Source organism: Erythrobacter aureus (assembly GCF_003355455.1).
Lineage (GTDB): Bacteria > Pseudomonadota > Alphaproteobacteria > Sphingomonadales > Sphingomonadaceae > Qipengyuania > Qipengyuania aurea.
This window is the reverse complement of the sequence record NZ_CP031357.1, coordinates 1,779,843-1,801,075: the sequence shown is the minus strand read 5'-3', so window position 1 is coordinate 1,801,075 and position 21,233 is coordinate 1,779,843. Positions and strand designations below refer to the sequence as shown.

16 protein-coding genes and 1 tRNA gene are annotated in these 21,233 nt (G+C 62.6%); 11 read left to right on the top strand and 6 right to left on the bottom strand.

Features of this window, described 5'->3' with window-relative positions; all coding sequences use genetic code 11:
- The first annotated feature begins 24 nt into the window (after positions 1-24).
- Positions 25-147 (top strand): hypothetical protein, encoded by a 123-nt coding sequence (locus DVR09_RS17790; protein ID WP_255703634.1) that lies wholly within the window; start codon positions 25-27, stop codon positions 145-147.
- A gap of 5 nt (positions 148-152) precedes the next feature.
- Here the strand turns inward: DVR09_RS17790 and DVR09_RS08805 are convergent, their stop codons facing one another.
- Complete coding sequence (locus DVR09_RS08805; protein ID WP_115416599.1) at positions 153-2,162, bottom strand: TonB-dependent receptor plug domain-containing protein; 2,010 nt, start codon at positions 2,160-2,162, stop codon at positions 153-155.
- Positions 2,163-2,266: 104 nt separating this feature from the next.
- Here DVR09_RS08805 and acs point away from each other — a divergent pair, with 104 nt between their 5' ends.
- The 4 genes from acs to DVR09_RS08785 all read left to right on the top strand — a co-directional run bounded on the left by acs (position 2,267) and on the right by DVR09_RS08785 (position 6,829).
- Positions 2,267-4,216 (top strand): acetate--CoA ligase, encoded by a 1,950-nt coding sequence (gene acs / locus DVR09_RS08800; protein ID WP_115416598.1) that lies wholly within the window; start codon positions 2,267-2,269, stop codon positions 4,214-4,216.
- 107 nt (positions 4,217-4,323) lie between these two features.
- A complete protein-coding gene (locus tag DVR09_RS08795) occupies positions 4,324-5,523 on the top strand; it encodes a sensor domain-containing diguanylate cyclase (protein WP_115416597.1) in 1,200 nt (399 codons plus the stop codon).
- Between the two features lie 39 nt (positions 5,524-5,562).
- Positions 5,563-6,036 carry a low molecular weight protein-tyrosine-phosphatase gene (locus DVR09_RS08790; protein ID WP_115416596.1) on the top strand — a complete coding sequence of 158 codons (474 nt, stop codon included), beginning with the start codon at positions 5,563-5,565 and terminating at the stop codon, positions 6,034-6,036.
- Positions 6,023-6,829 (top strand): fructosamine kinase family protein, encoded by an 807-nt coding sequence (locus tag DVR09_RS08785; RefSeq protein WP_115416595.1) that lies wholly within the window; start codon positions 6,023-6,025, stop codon positions 6,827-6,829. Before DVR09_RS08790 ends, DVR09_RS08785 begins: the two co-directional genes overlap by 14 nt.
- Here DVR09_RS08785 and recG read toward each other — a convergent pair.
- The gene (gene recG / locus DVR09_RS08780) at positions 6,826-8,889 is read right to left on the bottom strand and encodes an ATP-dependent DNA helicase RecG (RefSeq protein ID WP_115416594.1); all 2,064 of its coding nucleotides are present in this window, start codon (positions 8,887-8,889) and stop codon (positions 6,826-6,828) included. The two genes, DVR09_RS08785 and recG, sit on opposite strands and share 4 nt — an antisense overlap.
- Positions 8,890-9,010: 121 nt before the next feature.
- On the opposite strand from recG, the gene DVR09_RS08775 reads away from it, so the two are divergent.
- The gene (locus tag DVR09_RS08775) at positions 9,011-9,289 is read left to right on the top strand and encodes an FAD assembly factor SdhE (protein WP_115416593.1); all 279 of its coding nucleotides are present in this window, start codon (positions 9,011-9,013) and stop codon (positions 9,287-9,289) included.
- Between the two features lie 116 nt (positions 9,290-9,405).
- On the top strand, positions 9,406-12,897 hold the full coding sequence (gene mfd / locus DVR09_RS08770; protein ID WP_115416592.1) for a transcription-repair coupling factor: 3,492 nt from the start codon (positions 9,406-9,408) through the stop codon (positions 12,895-12,897).
- On the opposite strand, the gene DVR09_RS08765 is transcribed toward mfd, so the two are convergent.
- On the bottom strand, positions 12,894-14,216 hold the full coding sequence (locus tag DVR09_RS08765) for a bifunctional diguanylate cyclase/phosphodiesterase (RefSeq protein ID WP_115417871.1): 1,323 nt from the start codon (positions 14,214-14,216) through the stop codon (positions 12,894-12,896). The two genes, mfd and DVR09_RS08765, sit on opposite strands and share 4 nt — an antisense overlap.
- Positions 14,217-14,347: 131 nt before the next feature.
- Between DVR09_RS08765 and DVR09_RS08760 the strand changes: the two genes are divergently transcribed.
- A complete protein-coding gene (locus DVR09_RS08760) occupies positions 14,348-15,130 on the top strand; it encodes an NAD kinase (RefSeq protein ID WP_115416591.1) in 783 nt (260 codons plus the stop codon).
- Between the two features lie 96 nt (positions 15,131-15,226).
- Positions 15,227-15,301 (top strand) — tRNA-Asn (locus DVR09_RS08755).
- A gap of 6 nt (positions 15,302-15,307) precedes the next feature.
- Here the strand turns inward: DVR09_RS08755 and DVR09_RS08750 are convergent.
- Positions 15,308-16,048 (bottom strand): sulfite exporter TauE/SafE family protein, encoded by a 741-nt coding sequence (locus tag DVR09_RS08750; RefSeq protein ID WP_115416590.1) that lies wholly within the window; start codon positions 16,046-16,048, stop codon positions 15,308-15,310.
- Between the two features lie 63 nt (positions 16,049-16,111).
- On the opposite strand from DVR09_RS08750, the gene DVR09_RS08745 reads away from it, so the two are divergent.
- The gene (locus DVR09_RS08745) at positions 16,112-16,729 is read left to right on the top strand and encodes a GNAT family N-acetyltransferase (protein WP_115416589.1); all 618 of its coding nucleotides are present in this window, start codon (positions 16,112-16,114) and stop codon (positions 16,727-16,729) included.
- A 21-nt stretch (positions 16,730-16,750) separates the two neighbouring features.
- Here the strand turns inward: DVR09_RS08745 and secA are convergent, their stop codons facing one another.
- Both secA and DVR09_RS08735 read right to left on the bottom strand, forming a co-directional pair.
- A complete protein-coding gene (gene secA / locus DVR09_RS08740; RefSeq protein WP_115416588.1) occupies positions 16,751-19,510 on the bottom strand; it encodes a preprotein translocase subunit SecA in 2,760 nt (919 codons plus the stop codon).
- 97 nt (positions 19,511-19,607) lie between these two features.
- Complete coding sequence (locus DVR09_RS08735; protein WP_115416587.1) at positions 19,608-19,916, bottom strand: hypothetical protein; 309 nt, start codon at positions 19,914-19,916, stop codon at positions 19,608-19,610.
- A 50-nt stretch (positions 19,917-19,966) separates the two neighbouring features.
- Here DVR09_RS08735 and argJ point away from each other — a divergent pair, with 50 nt between their 5' ends.
- Positions 19,967-21,193, top strand: a complete 1,227-nt coding sequence (gene argJ, locus DVR09_RS08730; RefSeq protein WP_115416586.1) for a bifunctional glutamate N-acetyltransferase/amino-acid acetyltransferase ArgJ — start codon at positions 19,967-19,969, stop codon at positions 21,191-21,193.
- Positions 21,194-21,233: the final 40 nt, after the last annotated feature.

Here is a 21,233-nt window from a genome sequence, read left to right as displayed (position 1 = left end):
GAAGTAAGGGACGGAAACCAGTCGATGCGACGCGCAACCATCGCCGCACTTCTCACGGCAACGCTTATCCTCGGCGGATGCAACACTGTTCGCGGGCTTGGCGACGATCTGAAATCGGTCGCAAATGCGGTCGATGAGGAGACCTGAGCGCTCTAGAACCCGAACCGCACCCCGCCCCACACGGTTCGCGGAACGCCCAAGTCGATCGAACCGCCCTGATTGCGCGTGACGATCGTTTCGCCAGTCAGATTCTCGCCGCGAAAAACGAGGGATATCCCGTCCGAGATCGGAACGCGCGCGAAAGCATCGAGCGTCGTTGCGGCGGGTAGAATATCGGTTTCCAGATCGTCCTCGGACTGCGCGCCGACATGGCGCAAGCTCATGGAAAACACCCAGTTCTCGGCCGGTCGGTAAGACAAGGTGGTCTCGCCAACGAAGCGGGGCGTCTGCGACGGACGGTTTCCGTCGAGGGCAGCGGCAAAGCCGGACCCTTGCGATTCCGCATCGGTCCAGGCCGCGGACGCTATCGCATCGAAACGCCCGAACGTCGCCGACGCGGAAAGCTCGATCCCGCGCGCATGGATCGCATCGATATTGCGGCGCTGGCGCAAATTCGTACCGATGGTGACATTGGCGATAGCGTTCTTCACGCGATTGTCGAAGGCGGTGAGCGCGATCGCCACCCCGTCGGCCGGGGTCAGATCGACACCGGCCTCGACCCCCTCGAGCCGTTCGTTTTCAAGGGCCGCATTGGCCTCGGTCACGATTGGGAAGACGACGAATGGCCGGTAGAGTTCGTTCAGCGTCGGCAAGCGCAAGCCCGAATAGGCCGCCGCGCGCAGAGCTATCGCATCGCTGGCCCGAAGAAAGGCACCGCCCCTGAACGAGGCATCCCACCCGGCCCGGTCGGAATAGGCACGCGATACAAGCGAAAACCCGTCACCATCGCGCTCGTCGAAGAATCCGTCACGGATGGTCCAGCGGTCGAGCCTGGCGCCCGCGGTCAGGACGAGCGAGCCGATCGTCCAGTCATTCTCCACGAACAGGCCGAGATCGGTGTTGGTGCCGCCGGCATTTCGCCGAGCGCGGACCGCGCCGGTAAAGGCGCTGATCGCATTCTCGTACAATTCCCCATCCGACCGGCGATAATCGACACCCAGCCGCAAGACATGCGCGTCGCCAACCGGTGGGCGCAGTTCGAGCTTGCCGCCAAGGCCCGTGGCCGGGGTGTTCCGCTGGTCGAGGACCGGCACGAAGCGCGTGGAGGAGATGATCCGATTGGTGAAGTTGCGCGCCTGGATATAGGCAATGGCATCGAACTGCCACGCGCCGCGCCCGACCAGGCGCAGGCTGGCATCCTGCCCTTCGATAGTGCTGTCCGCACCTTCGAAGCGGAGCGTCCGTTCATCGCGATAGGCGAGCCCGCGAAACTGGAGTTCGATATCGTCTGCCAGCGGCGCCACTCCGCGTATCTGCGCCGACCAGCCATCGAAGGCCGCCCGCGCGGAGAAAGGAACGCGATCTGCCCCGGGAGTTGAGAAGAACCCCTGCCCGCGATCCCATCGGCCCGATGCGACGAGAAAACCGCTACCCAGCCGTGCTGCGGCAGTGGTCGAGACTTCGGTCTCTCCGCGATCATTGGCAAGGACGTGCCCGGCAACGCCTTCCAGAACATCGATCCCGGCGCTTTCCAGTTCGATCGTCCCGGCCAGCGCCCCGGCGCCGAACGGCCCGGAACCGCCACCCCGCGTGACACGGATCTGTCCCAACCGCTCCGGCGCGAGCGCGCTGAACGGGATGTAACCGAAAAAGGGATCGCTCATCGGCACGCCATCGAGAAGCACCAGGGCGCGGCTGGTCGCATTACCGCCTAACGCACGCAGCGTAGCGCCCTGAGCCGAGGCATTGGCCGAACGGCTGTCCGAGCGGCGGAACTGCTGGAATCCGGCAATTGACGACAGGGCATCCTCGATCCGTCCCGAAGGCACCGACAGAAGCGTCTCGCGGTCGATCGTCCGTGTGTCGTAAGCAGGCGCGGCCGGTGTTTCGCCCAGACCTTCGCCAGTGACGACGATCACCTGTCCACCATCCTCGGCCGCAAGCGGTGTCACCATGGCCAGCGCAAGGCCGGTACCGGCCATCCAATATCGGGAAATAGGCATCGCTCCGCCTCTTAACGGGTGATCCTCGGCAATGCGAGAGCGAGCTAGGCGATTGCACCTTCGCGGCGATTGCCTAGAGATGAGGGTGGAAGAGGAGAGATGGAATGGCCGAGGCAGGTGAGCGTGCGGAATGGGTCAAGCGGCCCGCCGCAGCGATTGAAGGGACAAATTGCACGCTCGGGGATTATCAGTCTCTCTATGCGCGCAGCGTCGAAGACACGGACGCATTCTGGGCCGGCCAGGCCGAACGTCTCGACTGGTTCGCTCAGCCGACGAAGATCGCCAACTGGTCCTTTGATCCGGTGGCGATCAAATGGTTCGAGGACGGCGCCCTCAACATTTGCCACAACGCGGTCGATCGTCATGTCGATGCGGGCCATGGTGATCGGCTCGCGCTGATTTTCGAATCCGATGCACCCGATGGCGGAGTCCGCCGTATCACTTATGCCGAATTGCAGGCCGAAATCATTCGCATGGCCAATACGCTCAAGGCGATGGGCGTCGCAAAGGGCGACCGGGTCACGATCTACATGCCGATGGTGCCCGAAGGCGCCTATGCCATGCTCGCCTGCGCGCGGATCGGCGCGATCCATTCGGTCATATTCGGCGGGTTCAGCCCCGAGGCGATCGCGGGCCGGGTGGAAGATTGCGAAAGCGACTGGATCGTCACTGCCGATGAAGGGCTGCGCGGCGGCAAGCATATCCCCCTAAAGGCCAATGTCGACGCGGCGCTGGAAAAGGTAACGGTGAAGGCAGTCCTCGTGCTGCGTCACACTGGCGGCGATGTTTCGATGACCGAGGGCCGCGATCACTGGTATCACGAACTGTCGGCAGACGGCCCTGCCGAATGCCCGTGCGAGCCGATGAACGCGGAAGATCCGCTGTTCATCCTCTACACTTCGGGCTCGACCGGGAAACCGAAGGGCGTACTTCACACAACAGGCGGCTATGCCGTTTGGACCGAAACCACCTTCCGCTACATCTTCGACTATCGCGAGGGCGAAGTGTTCTGGTGTACGGCGGATATAGGCTGGGTCACCGGTCACAGCTACATCGTGTACGGTCCGTTGCTAAACGGGGCGACAGCGGTGATGTTCGAAGGCGTTCCAACCTATCCAGACCACGACCGCTTCTGGGCGATATGCGAAAAGCACAAGGTCAACATCTTCTACACCGCCCCGACCGCGATCCGCGCTTTGATGCGCGAAGGTGATAGCCACGTGCTGAAACATGATCTTTCCGCATTGCGCCTGCTCGGCAGCGTCGGCGAACCGATCAACCCGGAGGCATGGCGCTGGTATCACGAGACCGTCGGCAAAGGCGAACGCCCGGTCATCGACACCTGGTGGCAGACGGAAACCGGCGGCTGCATGATTACCACCCTTCCCGGCGCACACGATATGAAGCCAGGCAGCGCGGGCCGCCCGTTTTTCGGGGTCTGTCCGCAATTGGTCGATAATGAGGGCGAGGTGCTCGACGGGGCGACCTCGGGCAATCTGTGCATCACCCGCAGTTGGCCCGGCCAGGCCCGGACGGTCTATGGCGACCACGAGCGGTTCGTGCAGACATATTTCAGCACCTACAAGGGCAAGTATTTCACCGGAGACGGCTGCCGCCGGGACGAAGACGGCTATTACTGGATCACCGGGCGCGTCGATGACGTGATCAATGTGTCGGGCCACCGCATGGGCACCGCCGAGGTGGAAAGCGCGCTGGTGCTACATCCCGAAGTGTCGGAGGCTGCGGTCGTCGGCTACCCGCACGACATCAAGGGCCAGGGAATCTATTGCTACGTTACGCTCAATGCGGGTGTCGAAGAAAGCGAGGAACTGACCGCGGAACTGCGCGCCCATGTGCGCAAGGAAATCGGCCCGATCGCAACCCCCGACCACCTGCACTTCACCCCCGCCCTTCCCAAGACCCGCAGCGGAAAAATCATGCGCCGGATCCTGCGAAAAATTGCCGAAAACGAATTCGGCTCGCTGGGCGACACCTCAACTCTTGCCGACCCGGGTGTTGTCTCGGCCCTGATCGATGGCCGACGCAACCGATAGCCGGGCTCCTGCCCCGGAAATTCCGGCTTCTGTGTGATGAGCATGGAGTTATGGGGCGATTAACCCCGGTTGTGGCATAGGGTATCTATGTACGAGGCGCGGCTACAATGTGGATCGTAAAGCAGATCGTTTCGCGTACTCCTAAATCGGGCTGGCGCGGTTTCTTTCTCATCGGCTGCGTCGTCCTTCTCGCTTTGCTTCTCGCAGGCACGAGCTGGAGTGCGTGGCGATCCTCGATAGAGCGTGCCGCTGCCGACGAACGACAATACAATACCATCGAGGTCCTGTTGGCGACCGGTAGATTGCGGGCCGCAGCACTGCAGCAGATTCGCGGTGGACGGGGATATCTCCTCACAGGGACCCCCCTTTTTCTCGAACCGCATGCCCTTGGCAGGCAAGAGGCCGAGACGGCACAGGTCCAGCTCGCTGAACTAGTCGGAAGCGATAGCGAGCAACAAGCGCGTGTTGAAGCGCTCGCTATACATCTTGCGCATCTGGACGCGGTCAGCGGGTCGATGATCGACAGCATGGGAAAAGGCGAGTCGGGCAATGCGTTGGCCACCATGCGCAGCGGGAGTGACCGCGATGCGATAGAAGCCATACTGCGCACTCTCGACGCGATCGAGGGCGCCGAACGCGCAGCATTGGACACCCAGACCGCGATCGCGCGACAAAGCGCCATAGCCAATGAGCGCTACCAATACCTTCTGGCCATCGCTGGCCTTGGCCTGCTCGTGCTATCGATCCTCGCAACCATCTATGTGCGAAGAGCACTCGATGCCGAGTATGCTGCGCGAAAGCAGCTCAAGCACTTTGCATCGACCGATCCGCTGACGTCCCTGCCCAACCGTCGAGCTTTCATGGAGGCCGCCTCTCAGCATATCAGACAATCGCTAGGCGACCCCGAGCGCAAGCTCAGTCTGGCTGTTTTCGATATCGATCACTTCAAGCGCATCAACGATCGATTCGGCCATCCGGTTGGCGATGAGGTTATCAAGGAGGTCGGCCAGAGGGCGATCGCCGCGCTGCGCAAGCACGATTTTGTCGGCCGGATCGGAGGCGAAGAATACGGTGTCCTCCTCCCACGCACCGACCTTCAGACCGCCCGCACCGTTTGCGAGCGTCTGCGTGAAGCCATTGCCGGTTCGCCGATCGTCCGGAACGACGCGATCATATCGTTCACGGCCAGTATCGGGATCACCGAGCTCTGTCGCGATGACGATGTCGACCACCTTCTGGCCCGCGCGGATTCGGCCCTTTACGACGCGAAAACCGGAGGACGAAACCAGGTCCGTGTCGCAGCCTGACCCTTGCGCCTCGTGATATGGGCGGCCTAAGCGCGCTCCATGGCAAAACATCGCATATTGTTCGTCTGCCTCGGCAATATCTGCCGGTCTCCACTTGCCGAAGCGGCCTTCAAGAAGGCCGCGGACGAAGCCGGGCTGGACGCCGAAGTCGAGAGTGCCGGGACCGCCGACTACCATGTCGGCGAGCCTCCCGACCCGCGCAGCATCCAGGAGGCCGAGCGTCGCGGGATCGACATAACCGGATATCGCGGGCGACAATTGGGCGCGCGCGATTTTCACGAGTTCGATTTCATTCTCGGCATGGACCGATCGAACATGACCGACATCGCTCGCATCGATCCGGGCGACGGCAAGGCCCGGATCGCGATGCTACTCGACCTCGTGGCGGGCCAGGAGGGGCGCGAAGTGGCCGATCCCTGGTATGGCGGACCGGAAGGCTTTGCGACGACATGGCACGAAGTCGATGCCGGTGCCCGCGCCTTGCTCGCGGTACTGCTCGATGAAACGGCTTGAGGACGCCGTAGAGCGTATCTGCGGGACGCAGGTCGCTGCGACCCAGCCCCTCGCAGGGGGCGATATTTCGGGAGCGTCTAGAGTAACGCTGGCAGATGGCCCCAGCGTCGTGGCCAAGCACGGCCCACTGACCGACAGGGAAGCGGCGATGCTTCAGGCCATGGCACAGCTTGGCGCGCCCGTTCCCGCGGTGCTGGGCACGATGCAAGGCTGGCTGGTCATGCAGGATGTGGGAGCCTCGCAGCGGTTCGATGATGCGGCCTGGCGCTCTCTAGCCCATGCCCTTGTCCCGTTGCGGGGCGCCGCGCAGAACAAGAGTTTCGGTTGGCATGAGGACTACGGATTTCGTGATATCATCGTTCGTAACGCGCGCCGTGCCAACTGGGTCGAATTCTGGCGTGAGAACCGCTTGCTGTGCCAAATCGCAGCGCTCGACGTGTCGCTTGCTCGCAGGGTCGAAGCGCTGGCATCGCGCTTGGCGGGCCTGATCCCCGAAGGGCCGGACATCAGCCTGCTCCATGGCGATCTGTGGGGCGGCAATGTCGTCTGGAACGGCACCAGGGCATGGCTGATCGACCCTTGTGCCTATTACGGCGACCGCGAGGTCGATGTGGCCGCGCTCACCGTTTTCGACAATCCGCCCGCTGCGTTCTTCGATGGGCTTGCGCTGGAGCCGGGGTGGCAGGACCGCCTGCCGATCTATCGCCTGTGGATGTGGTTGGTCCACGTCCGCCTGTTCGGCGACAGCTATCGTGCAGCGGCAGAGCGCGATCTCGACGCGCTGGGTTTCTAGCCCCCCCGCAGCGTTTTCACCCCGAAATCCCGCTCGAACAGATAGAGCAGCACCCGCGCCGCCTCGCCTCGCTTGCCTTCCAGCCCGCCATCGCGTTCCATCAGCAGGCGCGCATCGTCATAGGCCTTCGGCAGCAAATCGGTGATCTGCTCCAGGCTCGCGACGCTGAACGGCGTGTCACCGGACTGCCGCGTCCCGAGCAACTCACCTCCACCGCGCAGGCGCAAATCCTCTTCGGCCAGATAGAAGCCATCCTGGCTTTCGCGCATCAGGGCCAGGCGCTTCTGCGCGGTTTCCGACAAGGTTTCGCCGTGCAGAAGGACGCAAAAGCTCTTCTCGCTCCCCCGCCCCACACGGCCGCGTAGCTGGTGCAATTGCGCCAGACCGAAACGCTCGGCCTGTTCGATTACCATCAGCGTCGCATTGGGTACGTCGACCCCGACTTCGATCACCGTGGTCGCCACCAGAAGCTTCGCCTCGCCGCGGGCAAAGCGCTCCATCGCCGCATCCTTGATTTCGGGTGCTAGCTGGCCATGAACCATGACCACATCCTCGCCGAACCGCTCCCTCAGCGCTGCATAGCGCGCTTCGGCGGCGGCGATATCGTCCGGCCCGTCCATTTCCCGCACCATCGGGCAGACCCAATAGGCCTGACGGCCCTCCGAGATTTGGGCGGCCAGTCGCTCGACCAAAGCGCCGATCTTGGCCTGGCCCATCACCACCGTGTCTATCGACTGCCTGCCGGGAGGCAATTCGTCGAGCTTGCTCACGTCCAATTCGCCATATTGCGCCAACGTGAGAGTGCGCGGGATCGGCGTCGCGGTCATTGCAAGCACATGCGGCGCGCGCTTGCCCTTGCTCGCCAACATCAGCCGCTGGCCGACACCAAAACGGTGCTGTTCGTCGATCACCACCATGGCAAGGTTCTTGTAAGCGACCTTGTCCTGAAAAATCGCATGTGTGCCGACGACGATGTCGATACTGCCATCGAGCAGGCCCATCAGCGTGGCCTCGCGCGCTTTGCCCTTGTCCCGGCCAGTCAGCAGCGCGACCCGTGCGCCGGTGGGTTCGGCCATTCGGCGCACGCTGTCGAAGTGCTGGCGTGCCAGAATTTCGGTCGGCGCCAACATGGCCGCCTGCGCCCCGGCCTCGACAGCGATCAGCATGGCTTCGAGCGCGACCACCGTTTTGCCGGCGCCGACATCGCCTTGCAGCAGCCGCAGCATCGGGGCTTCCTGCGCCATGTCGCCCTCGATCTCGGCGATCGAACGCCTTTGCGCGCCGGTCAGCGGAAATGGCAGCTCGAGCCTGCCGCGATAGCTGCCATCGCCCCGCAAGGGCTGCCCCTTGCGCTTGCGATTGTCTGCCCGCACCAGCATCAGCGCCAGGCTGTTGGCGAGCAATTCGTCATAAGCCAGCCGGTCGCGCGCGGATGTATTTTCCCCCTTATGCGTCAGCACGAGCGCATCGCGCCAGGTGGGCCATCCCTCCTTGTCGAGCTGCGAGGGCTCGATCCATTCGGGCAGTTCGGGCGTACGCGCCAGCGCCTGTTCCACCAGCCCTGCGATTTTGGGCTGGGTCAGTCCCTCGGACAGGCGGTAGACAGGCTCACACAGCCGCTGGAGTGTCTCGCCGCCTTCCTCGACCACATGGTCGGGATGGACGATCTGGAGCATGTCGCCGAACCTTTCCAGCTTGCCCGCCACCCAGCGCGTTTCGCCCACCGGCAACTGTTTCTTTGCCGTATAGGAAGCACGGCCGAAATAAGTCAGCGCGAGGACATTGCCCACGCTGTCCTGTGCCAGCACGCGATAGGGCGCGCGTGGGGACCGACCGCCGCGATGCTCCGTGACGGTCAGCCTGACCACGATCTGCTCGCCCTCGCCCGCCTCGTCGACATCCTCTACCGCCCGGCGCGTGACGAAACGTTCGGGAAGGTGATAGTCGAGATCGCGCACCCGCGTCAGGCCGAGCCGGTCGAGCGGTTTTTTCATTTTCGGCCCAACGCCCTCGAGCGTTTCCGTCTCGGCAAACAGCGGATTGAGAATATCGGGGCGCATGGCCCTTCCATAAGCACTATCGTCATCCCAGCAAAAGCCGGGATCTCCCACGATCCGCTTGGTGCTTGTGGAAAGAGATCCCAGCTTGCGCTGGGATGGCGTGCAGGATAGTCGCCCCCCCATGCCCGATCTGCTCACTTTCGAAGGCCGCAAGCAGCGCGCGAAATTCCGCGCCTGGCACCGCGGCACGCGCGAGGCCGATTACATGATCGGCGGTTTCTTCGATCGCTATCATGCCAATTGGGGTGAGGAAGAGCTCGCCTGGTTCGAAGCCCTGCTGGAAGAAGACGATGTCGATGTGATGGCCTGGGCGCTGAAAACGCAGCCCGCACCGCCGCGCTTCGAGGGCGATCTCATGCGCGCGATGCAACAGCTCGATTACGTCGATATTCCGCGTTGACGCCCTGCCTCCGGGCACTATCTCGCCACTGACGAATTTCCCCAGCACCCCTTCCCGTCCGGGCGGGGGGCAATCGTGCGTGTGCAGCCCGCAGCGCCCCGAACGCCAGGACACCGATGCCCGACCTTTCCCGTATCCTGAAAGCCGATACGCCCCTCACTCTGGCGCAGGTCGCGCGCGGCGCACAGCCGCTCGTGATGGCCGACCTTGCCCGAGCCAGTTCAGGTCGCGCGGTGTTCATCGCGCCCGACGATGCGGCGATGCGCGGGATCGTCGATGCAGCGGCCTTTTTCGCTCCCGAACTGGAAGTGATCGAATTCCCCGCATGGGATTCGCTACCCTATGACCGCGCCAGCCCCGCCCTCGCCATCAGCGCGCGACGGCTGGCTGCGCTATTCCGGCTTCAGGCTGGCAAGGCCAAGGCACAGCTCGTTGTCACTACGGCCAACGCCGTACTCCAGCGCGCGCTCACACCGTTTCGCATTCGCGAGAGCGTGCGCGAGTTCAAGCCGGGCATCGAGATCGGGCGCGAAAGCCTATCGCTGCTGCTGCAGAAACAGGGCTACAGCCGGACCGACACGGTGATCGACAAGGGCGAATATGCCGTACGCGGTTCGATCGTCGACATTTTTCCGAGCGGCATGGACGAGGCGCTGCGGCTCGATTTCTTCGGCGACGAGCTGGAATCCCTGCGCACCTTCGATCCCAATACGCAGATGAGCACCGGGCGGCTCGACTCGCATCTGCTCCTGCCCGCCAGCGAGGCGTTGCTGGACGAGGACAGCATCAAGCGCTTCCGTGGCCGCTATCGTGAGATGTTCGGGGCGCATGCAACGCAGGACCCGCTTTACGAAGCGGTCAGCGAAGGTCGCCGCCTTGCCGGGATGGAGCACTGGCTGCCCCTGTTCGAGGAGAAGTTGACGACGCTTTTCGATCACTTGGGCAAGGACGACCTCGTCGTGATCGACCAGGCGTCGTTGGCGGCCGCCGACGAGCGTGTAAGAGACGTGGCCGACTATTACGAGCAGCGCACGGCCATCACCGGGCAGACCAAGGGCAATTACCGCCCTCTCGAACCCGATGCGCTCTACCTGACGGGCGGGGAGTTCAAGCAGGCTCTCGCCAGCACGCCTGCCCACCGCGCCACGCCCTTCGATGAACCCGAAAGCGATAGCGTCGTGTCCTTCGGCTTCCGCTCGGGCCGCGATTTCGCGCCCGAACGCGCGCGCGGCGACAATGTCTATCCGGTGCTGGCCGAGCATCTGAAGACGCTTTCGAAAACGGGCAAACGGCCATTGCTGGCGGCCTATTCGATGGGCAGCCGCTCGCGCATCGCCTCGATTCTCGAGGAAGCGGGTACGCCGGTGCAGCTCGCCGACACCTGGCAGGAGGCGCTGGGCCTGTCGGCCAAGGGCAAACCGGCCGCGATGGTGCTGCCGATCGAGGCCAGCTTCGCGAACGACGAGATGGAGCTGCTGACAGAGCAGGACATTCTCGGCGACCGGCTCGTCCGCCGCAAAAAGAAACGCAAGGATGCAGACGCCTTCCTTGCCGAATTGCAGGCCCTCAGCGTCGGCGATCTCATCGTCCATACCGAACACGGGATCGGCAAGTATCTCGGCCTCGAACCGATCCCGGTGGGCAAGTCGAAGCACGATTGCGTCCAGCTCGAATACAAGGGCGGCGACAAGCTGTTCATTCCGGTCGAAAACATCGACGTTCTCAGCCGCTATGGTTCATCCGAAGAAGCAGTCATGCTCGACCGGCTGGGCGGCGAGGCCTGGCAGAAGCGCCGCGCACGCCTGAAAGAGCGCATCCGCGAAATCGCGGGCGAGCTGATGCAGGTCGCAGCCCAGCGCGCGCTCAAGAAAGCACCGGTGCTGGAAGTGGAGGATGGGGCGTACAACCAGTTCCTCGACCGTTTCCCGTGGGAGGAAACCGACGATCAGGAACGCGCGATCGAGGACGTGCTGCGCGACCTCGAAAGCGGCAAGCCGATGGATCGCCTCGTCTGCGGCGATGTTGGCTTCGGCAAGACCGAAGTCGCGCTACGCGCCGCTTTCGTCGCGGCGATGAACGGACAGCAGGTCGCGGTGGTCGCCCCCACCACTCTTCTCGCGCGCCAGCATTACGAGAATTTTGCGAATCGTTTCCGTGGCTTTCCGCTCAAAGTTGGCAGGTTGTCTAGGCTCGTCCCGGCCAAGGAAATGAAGGAAACGCGCGAAGGTCTTGCCGATGGCCAGGTCGACATCGTGATCGGCACGCACGCTATCCTTTCGAAGCAAACCAAGTTCAAGAATCTCGGCCTGGTGATAGTCGACGAGGAACAGCGCTTCGGGGTCACACATAAGGAAAAGTTGAAACAGCTCCGCGCGGACGTGCACATGCTCACGCTTACCGCCACGCCGATCCCGCGCACGCTGCAAATGGCGATGACCGGTCTGCGCGAACTGTCCACCATCCAGACCCCGCCGGTCGATCGCCTGGCGGTGCGTACCTATGTCATGGAGTGGGACGACATGGTCATGCGGGAGGCATTGCTGCGCGAACACCATCGCGGCGGACAGAGCTTCATCGTCGTGCCGCGCATCTCCGACATGGAAGCCATCGCCGACTGGCTGCATGAACATGTGCCCGAGGTAAAATTCGTCTCCGCTCACGGCCAGATGAGCGCGGGCGAGATCGAAGAGCGGATGAGCGCCTTCTACGAGGGCAAATACGAAGTTCTCCTCGCCACCACCATCGTTGAGAGCGGGCTCGACCTGCCGAGCGCCAATACGATCATCATTCACCGCGCCGACATTTTCGGCCTCGCCCAGCTCTACCAATTGCGCGGGCGCGTCGGTCGCGCGAAACTGCGCGCCTATGCCTACCTGACCTACGCCTCCGATACGCAGTTGTCCGAAGTGGCGGAGAAGCGCCTGAAGGTGCTGGGCGATCTCGACAGCCTCGGCGCGGGCTTCCAGCTCGCTAGCCACGATCTCGACATTCGCGGGGCCGGCAATCTGCTCGGCGACGAACAATCGGGCCATATCCGCGAGGTCGGGTTTGAACTCTACCAGTCCATGCTCGAGGATGCGATCCTTGCCGCGAAGGCCGGTGAGCTGGGTTTGGAAGCCAAGCCCGAGAAAATCAGTCCGCAGATCACGGTCGATGCCCCGATCATGATCCCCGAGGATTACGTGCCCGACCTGGCAGTACGCATGGCCCTGTACCGCCGCCTCAACGATGCCGGAGACAAGGCCGAGATCGAGGTGCTCGCCGCCGAAATGATCGACCGTTTCGGCGACTTGCCGCCCGCGACGGCAAATTTGGTCAAGCTGATCGAAATCAAGCACCAGGCGATCGAAGCCAATATCGCCAAAATCGATGTCGGCGCGCAGGGCACGCTGGTTACGTTTCACAATGACGACTTCCCCGATGGGCCGGGCTTGATCGCCTATGTCGACCGGCTTCAGGGCACCGCCAAGCTGCGCCCCGACATGAAGCTAGTCATCAGCCGCGCGTGGAATTCGCCCGAAAGCAGGCTCAATGGTCTGTTCCAGCTCACCAAGGGACTATCGGGTATCGCAAGGAAAGCGAGAAAGCGCGACAGGAAAGCAGTTTAACTCTCTACGATTTCGAGAAATTCATCAGCGCTCATCGGCTGGGCGCGCAGAAACCCTTGATAGGATTCACACCCTTCGTTGCGCGCCAAATCGCGCTGCGCCTCGTTCTCGACTCCCTCGACCAGGACTTTCAGATCGAGCGCCACGGCCATTGCCAGTATGGCGCGAAACACGGCAAGGTCGCGCTCGTCGTCGAGCACACCGTCGAGCATCGAGCGATCCAGCTTGATGCAGTCGATCGGCAGGACCTTGAGATAGCGGAAGTTGCAGAACCCCGCGCCGAAATCGTCGAGCGCGATCCGGATGCCGAACAGTTTAAGCTGGTCGAGCACGCGGCTGACACGGTCGAGATCGGCAAGCAGAACCTGCTCGATGATCTCCAGCGTGATTCGTTCGAGCGGAAAACCGATCTCTTCCGCCATTCCGGCGAAATCGAGCGCGAAATTGTCCGCTGCAAGATCTGCGGGCGTGATGTTGAGTGAGAGCCGCAAGCCGTCCGGCCACTCGCGAGCCTTCTCCAGCGCGCGCCTGGCGATGTGCCGCGACAGATGCGCTACGTGGTCGGCGCGTTCGGCGATCTGGAACAAGGTTCCGGCACCGATCCGGCCGATGACCGGATGATCCCACCTGGCCAATGCTTCGGCACCAACCATCCGATCGTCTGCGAGTGCATATTGCGGCTGGAACAGGATCTCGATCTCGTTGCGGTCGATCGCTTCGAGAAGGTCGGCCTCGAGCTGCTGGTTGGACCGCCCGGCGCGGGCCACTTGCCCGGTCGACCAGTCGATCCGTCGCCGATTGCTTACGCGCATGCGCGCGGCCACTTCGGACAAGCGGTCGAGCACGCTGTCGGGATCGTCGTTTTCGGTCACGCGCATCAAGGCCAGTCGCGGCCACAGGCGCAAGCTTGCCCCGCCTTCCGGATTGGCGATCGGCATCGCGATCGCGTCGGCCAGCGCTTCGGCCAGCCACTGCCAGCGTTCGCGGCTGCATTCCTGCCGCGCGACCAGCAGGAAATTCCCGCCGCTCAGCCGCGCCGCGAACCATGCGCTCGAGCTCTCCAGCTCGTCTCCCGCGAAATGCTTGATGCGCTGCGCGATCTCGACCAGCGCGCCATCACCGGCAGTCTCGCCGAACGCGACGTTCACCGTGTCGATCCGGCCAAGCGTGATCATCATCGCCTGCATCGGGCAGGCGATCGATTTGTGCGGCCAGTCACGCTGCCATTGCGCGATGGTTTCGCGCGCTTGCGCCTGATCCGCCAGGCCGGTGAGCGTATCGCGGGTTTCGTAGATCATTTCTTGGGACAAGCTCGCCATGCAGCGTTCCTTATCGCGGCCTTCGCCGAGCTTTGCCAGTTTTTCCGGCATGTTGCCAAATGGGACGCGCAACCATAGGTAGCGCGGCGTGCCCGGATAGCCTTGGCCGGGACGGGAGGATACGAGGGACGATGTCCGAATTCAGTCGTTTGGCTCTGGTCGTGTCCGACGCGCCGTTAGCGCGCGAAGCCGCCGAAACCGAATTTCGCAATGTCACGGACTGGGTGCCGCTGGACGAAGCCGAGGCCGTGGTGGTGCTCGGTGGCGACGGGTTCATGCTGCAAACATTGCATGGCATGCTCGATTCGGGTCGGATCATCCCCGCTTACGGCCTCAACCTTGGCACAGTCGGTTTCCTGATGAACCGAAACCGCAATCCCGAAACCCTGGTCAAACGGATCAATAAGGCCAAGCCGCACCATATCGCCCCCCTGCGCATGTGCGCCGTCACGCAGGACGGCAAGAAGCATACCTTCTGCGCGATCAACGAAGTCAGCCTGCTGCGCGAAACGCGCCAGACCGCCAAGCTCGAAGTGATGGTCGACGACAAGGTGCGGATCCCCGAACTGGTCTGCGATGGCGTGCTGCTCGCAACCCCTGCGGGATCGACCGCCTACAATCTCTCGGCCGACGGGCCGATTTTGCCGCTCGATTCCAACTTGCTGGCACTGACTCCGATCAGCCCCTTCCGCCCGCGCCGCTGGCACGGGGCGATCCTGCCCGACCGCAGCCGTATCTCGCTGCGCGTGCTGGAAGAGGAAAAGCGACCGGTCTCGGTGGTGGCCGACCAGCGCGAGCTGCGCGACGTCGCCCGGGTCGACCTCGAGATCGCGCGCGACAGCGAATTGACTCTGCTATTCGACCCCGGCCATGCACTCGACGAACGCATTGTGGCCGAACAGTTCGTGGTCTGAGAACACTTTCTCACCGCGCCGCACAATTTTTGCCATTTGCCTGCTTGCCAAACCGGAATCGCGCCCATATAGGCGCACCCCTGCCCAGCGGGCTGCTCCCCGATAGCTCAGCGGTAGAGTAGGTGACTGTTAATCACTTGGTCGTTGGTTCGAATCCAACTCGGGGAGCCACTTTTCTCACAAATTCAACAGCAAGCGCCCGCCCACCCAGGCGGTAAGCGCGGCTGTGCCGAGCCGGATCCAGCGTTGCGGCAGGTATTTGAGTGCCAGCAGGCTGCCGATCTGACCACCGATGGCCACCGCGACGATGAGCGGGAGGCCGAGGTCCACAGCCGTGCCCAGGCGCCCCGCCCCGCCTTTCAGCAGCTGTCCGGCGAGACCAAACAGCGAATTCACGAGGATGAACAGGCTTGCAGTGGCCGCAATCGCCCGCGCACTGTCCCATCTCGCAAGATGAAGAAACGGCGCGAGGAAAATTCCGCCACCTATTCCGACCAGGCCCGCAAGATAACCGAACGATGCCGCGAGCAAGGGCATCACACCGGCAAGCCGCGTCGGATGTTTTTTCGGCGTTTCCTGCACAGGCACGAGCAGCGTCAGTGCCGTGAGAACCAGGCTGACGCCGAGTATTCCCAGAAAGGCTTTTTCCGAAATCGGAGTAAGCCCCCCGAGAAACGCCGCCGGCGCTGCGATCCCGGTGAGGACCAGCGCTCCACGCCAGGGCGTTATCCCTGCGCGGGCGAAGCGCAGCGAGCTACCCGCAACGACCACGATATTGCACGTCAGAGCGAGCAGGGGGAGAATTCTGTAGTCCACCTGCGCAAGCGCCAGCAGAGCCGTATAGGTCGATCCTCCGCCGAAACCCACACTGGCATACAGCAGGGCTGTAACGAAAAATGCGATTGCGAGGGCGGGCATGCAAGCCGTCTAGACCGACATTGCGGGGCGGGCTAGCATCTGCAAGTGAGGAGGGAGGCTGAATTGCTGACAAGCGATATCGATCTGGACGGGACGCTTGCGCGTGCTGGCCCCGGCGCTGCCGACATGATCGGCGATATCACCGCCGACGCTTTTCGCCACGATCCGTTCAACCTGTGGGTTTTCCGCAAATTTGCGGGGATCGAACACCTCTTCCGTTTGCAGGCGCGCCGCATCTATGTCCCGCGCGGTTTCTGCTATGCTCGGGGGGATGAGGGCGCCTGCATGTGGATGCTGCCGGGCGGAGACGGGAACTTCGGGCTACGGGACTATGCGGCTTTCGTTATGCCAACCCTGCTGCACTGCGGTCTGGGTGCCGTGAGCCGCGCCGTTCAAACGGGCAAGGCCATGGAAGACCGGCACCCAACCTTCGAACACGCCTATCTTTTCAGTATCGGTGTTCGCCCAGCGGCACGCGGCAAGGGGCTTGGCCGTAAGCTCATCCAGCCCGTGTTGGATGCTTGCGACCGCCAGGGACTTCCCGCCTATCTCGAAAATTCGAACCCGGCGAATACCGGATTCTATAGCTCATGCGGATTCGAACCGCTCGGCCAGCCAATCCATCCCGAACCGGGCTGCCCACCGCTCATGCCCATGGTGAGGCAGCCCCGGCGCATCTAGCATCGGGGCTGCCATGCCCGCTCATGCCCTTGCGCTGATCGCGCCGTGGCAGTGCTTGTATTTGTTGCCCGAACCGCAGGGACATGGCGCATTGCGGCTGATGTCCATTTCGGCATAGGGATTCTCTTTCGCCGAACCGCCGGGACCGACGGCCGCGCGGGCGCTGCCGGCCAGCGCACCGAACAGGGCTTCGCGCCCCCGCGAACCATCGTCATCATCCGAATTGTCGATGCCGGTAAGCGGATCGATGTGGCCGGTCAGGAAATCGGGAAGCTCGGGCAGGTCCACATCCGGCAGCGGGGCCGGCTCGACCAGCTCGAGGCGGATCAGTTTGTTCGTCACGGTTTCGCGCAACTTGTCGAGCATGGATTCGAAGAGACTGAACGCTTCCTGCTTGTATTCGTTGAGCGGCTGCTTCTGAGCATGGGCGCGCAGGCCCACGACCTGGCGCAGCGCGTCGAGCGTGGCGAGATGGTCCTTCCACTGCCCGTCAAGCTCTTGTAACAGAACGCTTTTCTCGATCCGGCGCCAGAGTGAAGGATCCGCCGCCGCGATCTTGTTTTCCATGATGCGATCAGCTTCGGCAGCCAGGCGTTCCTCGATGATCTCGGGTTCGACCTGATCCTCCTCGACCCATTGTTCCACTGGCGCATCGAAATTCAACACTTCGTGCACGCGTGTCTTGAGGCCATCGATATCCCACTGTTCGGGATAGGAGCCCGGCGGGCAGGCTTGGGACACGATCGAATTGATCGCATCGTGGCGCATGTCGACAACGACATCTTCCACTGCTTCGCTGTCCATGATTTCCGCGCGCTGCTCGTAGATGACCTTGCGCTGGTCGTTCATCACGTCGTCGTACTGCACGACCTGTTTGCGGATTTCGTAGTTGCGCGCCTCGACCTTCTTCTGCGCAGTCTCGATGGCCTTGGACAGCCATTTCGAGCCGATCGCCTCGCCATCCTCAAGGTTGGAATTCATCATCTTCGCAAACAGCGTATCGGGGCCGAAGATGCGCAGCAGATCGTCTTCGAGGCACAGATAGAAGCGTGAAAGACCCGGATCGCCCTGACGGCCCGAACGGCCACGAAGCTGATTGTCGATACGGCGGCTTTCATGCCGCTCGGTGCCGAGCACAAAAAGCCCCCCCGCATCGAGCACCTTCTGACGCTCCGCAGCGACTTCGGCCTTGATACGCTCGATCTCGAGATCCTTCTTGGCGCCTTCTTCCATGTCGCGGAGTTCATCGTCGATACGGAAATCCACATTGCCGCCCAGTTGAATGTCCGTCCCGCGACCGGCCATGTTGGTGGCGATGGTCACGGCCCCGATACGGCCGGCCTGGGCCACGATATGGGCCTCCCGCTCATGCTGGCGTGCGTTGAGGACTTCATGTTCGACACCTTCCTGCCTGAGGAACTCACTGAGCAGTTCGGATTTCTCGATCGAGACGGTGCCAACCAGCACCGGCTGCCCTATGGCGTTCTTCTCGGCGATCGCCTTGGCGATGGCTTTGAACTTGTCTTGCGTGTTCTTGTAGAATTCGTCGTCCTCGTCGATGCGCGCGACGGGAACATTGGTCGGGATTTCGACCACGTTCATCTTGTAGATGTCCCAGAACTCCGCTGCTTCGGTCGCCGCGGTGCCGGTCATACCCGACAGCTTGGGATACATGCGGAAATAGTTCTGGAAGGTGATCGAAGCGAGCGTCTGGTTCTCGGGTTCGATCTTTACACCTTCCTTGGCCTCTACAGCCTGGTGCAGGCCGTTCGACCAGCGGCGCCCGTCCATCATGCGGCCCGTGAATTCATCGATGATGACGACCTTGTCGTCCTTCACGATATAATCCGTGTCGCGTTTGAACATATGCACCGCGCGCAGGGCCTGGTCGAGGTGATGGACGACCTGGGTGTTTTCGACATCGTAGAGGTTTTCGGTCTCGAGCAGGCCACGCTCGATCAGCAGTTTCTCGACCTCCTCGGTACCGTCTTCGGTGAGCTGAATGCTGCGCTGCTTTTCGTCCTTCTCATACCAGTCCTCGGGGAACTGCTTCACCACCTCGTCAATGGACATGTAGAGGTCGGACTTGTCCTCGGTCGGGCCGGAAATGATCAGCGGTGTGCGCGCTTCGTCAATCAGGATCGAATCGACTTCATCGACGATGGCGAAATTGAAGGGACGCTGGACCATCTGGCCCCGCTCGTGCTTCATATTATCGCGCAGATAATCAAAGCCGAGTTCGTTATTGGTCGAATAGGTGATGTCCGAATTATAGGCTTCGCGGCGCTGGTGCTCGCTCAGGTTGGGGACAATTACACCCACGGTCAGGCCGAGGAACTTGTGCAAGCGGCCCATCCATTCCGCATCGCGCGCGGCGAGATAGTCGTTGACGGTAACGACGTGTACGCCCTTGCCTTCGATCGCGTTCAGATAGGTCGCCAGCGTCGCGACCAGCGTCTTGCCCTCGCCGGTGCGCATCTCGGCAATCTCGCCGCGATGGAGAACGATACCGCCGACCATCTGCACATCGAAATGCCGCATGCCGAGCACACGGACCGACGCTTCGCGCACCGTGGCAAAAGCTTCGGGAAGAATATCGTCGAGCGTTTTGCCATCGGCCAGTTGCGTGCGGAACTTGTCGGTCTGCGCGGCGAGCTCGTCATCGCTCAGAGCCTGAAGCTGCGGTTCGAGCGCGTTGATCTGGTTGACGATCTTGCCGAGAGATTTGACGTAGCGGTCATTGGATGAGCCGAATACGGCCTTCATTATGGAATTGAGCATGTGAGGGGCCTTCGAGCCTTCCTGATGAACTATGGCGGGAACACCCGCGCACGATCATGGTGGCGGGAGGAAATCGGATGTCTTGGTAGAGCGCGCGCTATTCGTAGGCGCGGTCAATGCCCAATTGTACGGTCGGAATGAAAACCGTAACAAAGGGTTCAGGCTTACAAGGCTTCGCGGTGCGCGGGCCGTCCAGCGACCGGCGGGCCGCGGCACGGCGTTCGCAAGCCTCGCCCTTGCAGGGCTTTTCGGCCCCGGCAGCAACTTCGACACCCGACGCGGCGCTATAGACAACCGCATGCGCAGGCGCACCAGCGGCAGCAAGGCCGGTCAGAAGCGCAAGCAGGGTAATCAGGCGACGAAGCATTGCATCGCTCAGATAGGGCGTGTCACCGAGCGCGTCCACCCCGCTTGACCGTTTACCCCGGGCCAGTCTGCCCCTATTCGGCATGCGCAATGGAACTCGATCGCTCTCCCCTCGCCCGCCCTTTCCCCGAATTGCCGCACATCGACGGCGTGACGCTGCGCGTGGCGCGCGCAGGTTACAAAACGTGGGAGCGTGCCGACCTGACCTTTGCCGAGCTGGCTGAAGGCACAGCGGTGGCGGGCGTCTTTACCAAAAGCGCCTGCGCCTCGAGCGAGGTCGAGATGGGGCGCGAGCAGATCGGGCAAGGTCGTGCCCGCGCGCTGATCGTCAATGCGGGCAACTCGAATGCCTTCACCGGCTATCGCGGACGCGAAGCGGTCGAGCAGATCGTCGAGCAGGTTGCCGGTGCACTCGGCTGCGAGAGCGAGCAGGTATTCGTCTCCTCAACGGGTGTGATCGGCGTGCCGCTGCCCAAGGACAAGGCGCGCAGCGGGGTCGAAGCCGTCCTCGCCGCCGAACCCTGCGGATGGGAAGCGGCAGCTACCGCCATCGGCACGACCGACACCTTCACCAAGGGCGCGCATACCTCCGCAATGCTGGGAGAGACGCGGGTCGAACTGGCGGGTTTCATCAAAGGCAGCGGGATGATCGCACCCGACATGGCGACAATGCTGGGCTATATCTTCACCGACGCTGCCGTGGAGCCCGCTTTCCTGCAGGAAATGCTGTCGAAGGCGAATCAGGCGAGCTTTTCCTGCATAACGGTCGATGGCGATACCTCGACCAGCGACACGGTGCTGCTGTTCGCGACCGGCAAGGCCGGCAATGCTCCGCTTGCCGCCTGGGAGGATGCCGGGGCGGACGCATTCTACGCAGCCCTGCTCCAGCTGTGCCGCGAACTGGCGCAGCTTGTTGTTCGCGACGGCGAAGGCGCGCAGAAATTCATCGAAATCGCGGTAACCGGAGCGGCGGACGACGCCAGCGCGCGCCGCATCGGCCTTTCCATCGCCAATTCCCCGCTGGTGAAGACCGCGATCGCGGGCGGCGATGCCAATTGGGGGCGCGTGGTCATGGCCGTCGGCAAGGCAGGCGAACCGGCGGACCGAGACAGGCTCTCTATCGGGTTCGGCGGGACCTGGGCTGCAAGGGACGGACAGCCGCTCGCCGATTACGACGAAGCGCCGGTCGCGAAACATTTGGAAGGCCAGGACATCCGGATCGATGTCGATCTGGGCATCGGCGATGGCCGCGCCACGGTGTGGACCTGCGATCTGACCCACGGATACATATCGATCAACGCGGATTATCGCTCGTGACCCCGAGGAATACCGAGACCCTCGACCGCGAGATCCTCGC

Excerpts from the sequence above, each read along its gene's own strand:
- mfd (WP_115416592.1), top strand. The coding sequence starts at position 9,406 with ATGCCCGACCTTTCCCGTATCCTGAAAGCCGATACGCCCCTCACTCTG.
- DVR09_RS08790 (WP_115416596.1), top strand. The coding sequence starts at position 5,563 with ATGGCAAAACATCGCATATTGTTCGTCTGCCTCGGCAATATCTGCCGG.
- argJ (WP_115416586.1), top strand. The coding sequence starts at position 19,967 with ATGGAACTCGATCGCTCTCCCCTCGCCCGCCCTTTCCCCGAATTGCCG.
- DVR09_RS08785 (WP_115416595.1), top strand. The coding sequence starts at position 6,023 with ATGAAACGGCTTGAGGACGCCGTAGAGCGTATCTGCGGGACGCAGGTC.
- DVR09_RS08750 (WP_115416590.1), bottom strand. The coding sequence starts at position 16,048 with ATGCCCGCCCTCGCAATCGCATTTTTCGTTACAGCCCTGCTGTATGCC.
- DVR09_RS08760 (WP_115416591.1), top strand. The coding sequence starts at position 14,348 with ATGTCCGAATTCAGTCGTTTGGCTCTGGTCGTGTCCGACGCGCCGTTA.
- DVR09_RS08765 (WP_115417871.1), bottom strand. The coding sequence starts at position 14,216 with ATGGCGAGCTTGTCCCAAGAAATGATCTACGAAACCCGCGATACGCTC.
- DVR09_RS17790 (WP_255703634.1), top strand. The coding sequence starts at position 25 with ATGCGACGCGCAACCATCGCCGCACTTCTCACGGCAACGCTTATCCTC.
- DVR09_RS08775 (WP_115416593.1), top strand. The coding sequence starts at position 9,011 with ATGCCCGATCTGCTCACTTTCGAAGGCCGCAAGCAGCGCGCGAAATTC.
- recG (WP_115416594.1), bottom strand. The coding sequence starts at position 8,889 with ATGCGCCCCGATATTCTCAATCCGCTGTTTGCCGAGACGGAAACGCTC.
- secA (WP_115416588.1), bottom strand. The coding sequence starts at position 19,510 with ATGCTCAATTCCATAATGAAGGCCGTATTCGGCTCATCCAATGACCGC.
- DVR09_RS08805 (WP_115416599.1), bottom strand. The coding sequence starts at position 2,162 with ATGCCTATTTCCCGATATTGGATGGCCGGTACCGGCCTTGCGCTGGCC.
- acs (WP_115416598.1), top strand. The coding sequence starts at position 2,267 with ATGGCCGAGGCAGGTGAGCGTGCGGAATGGGTCAAGCGGCCCGCCGCA.
- DVR09_RS08795 (WP_115416597.1), top strand. The coding sequence starts at position 4,324 with ATGTGGATCGTAAAGCAGATCGTTTCGCGTACTCCTAAATCGGGCTGG.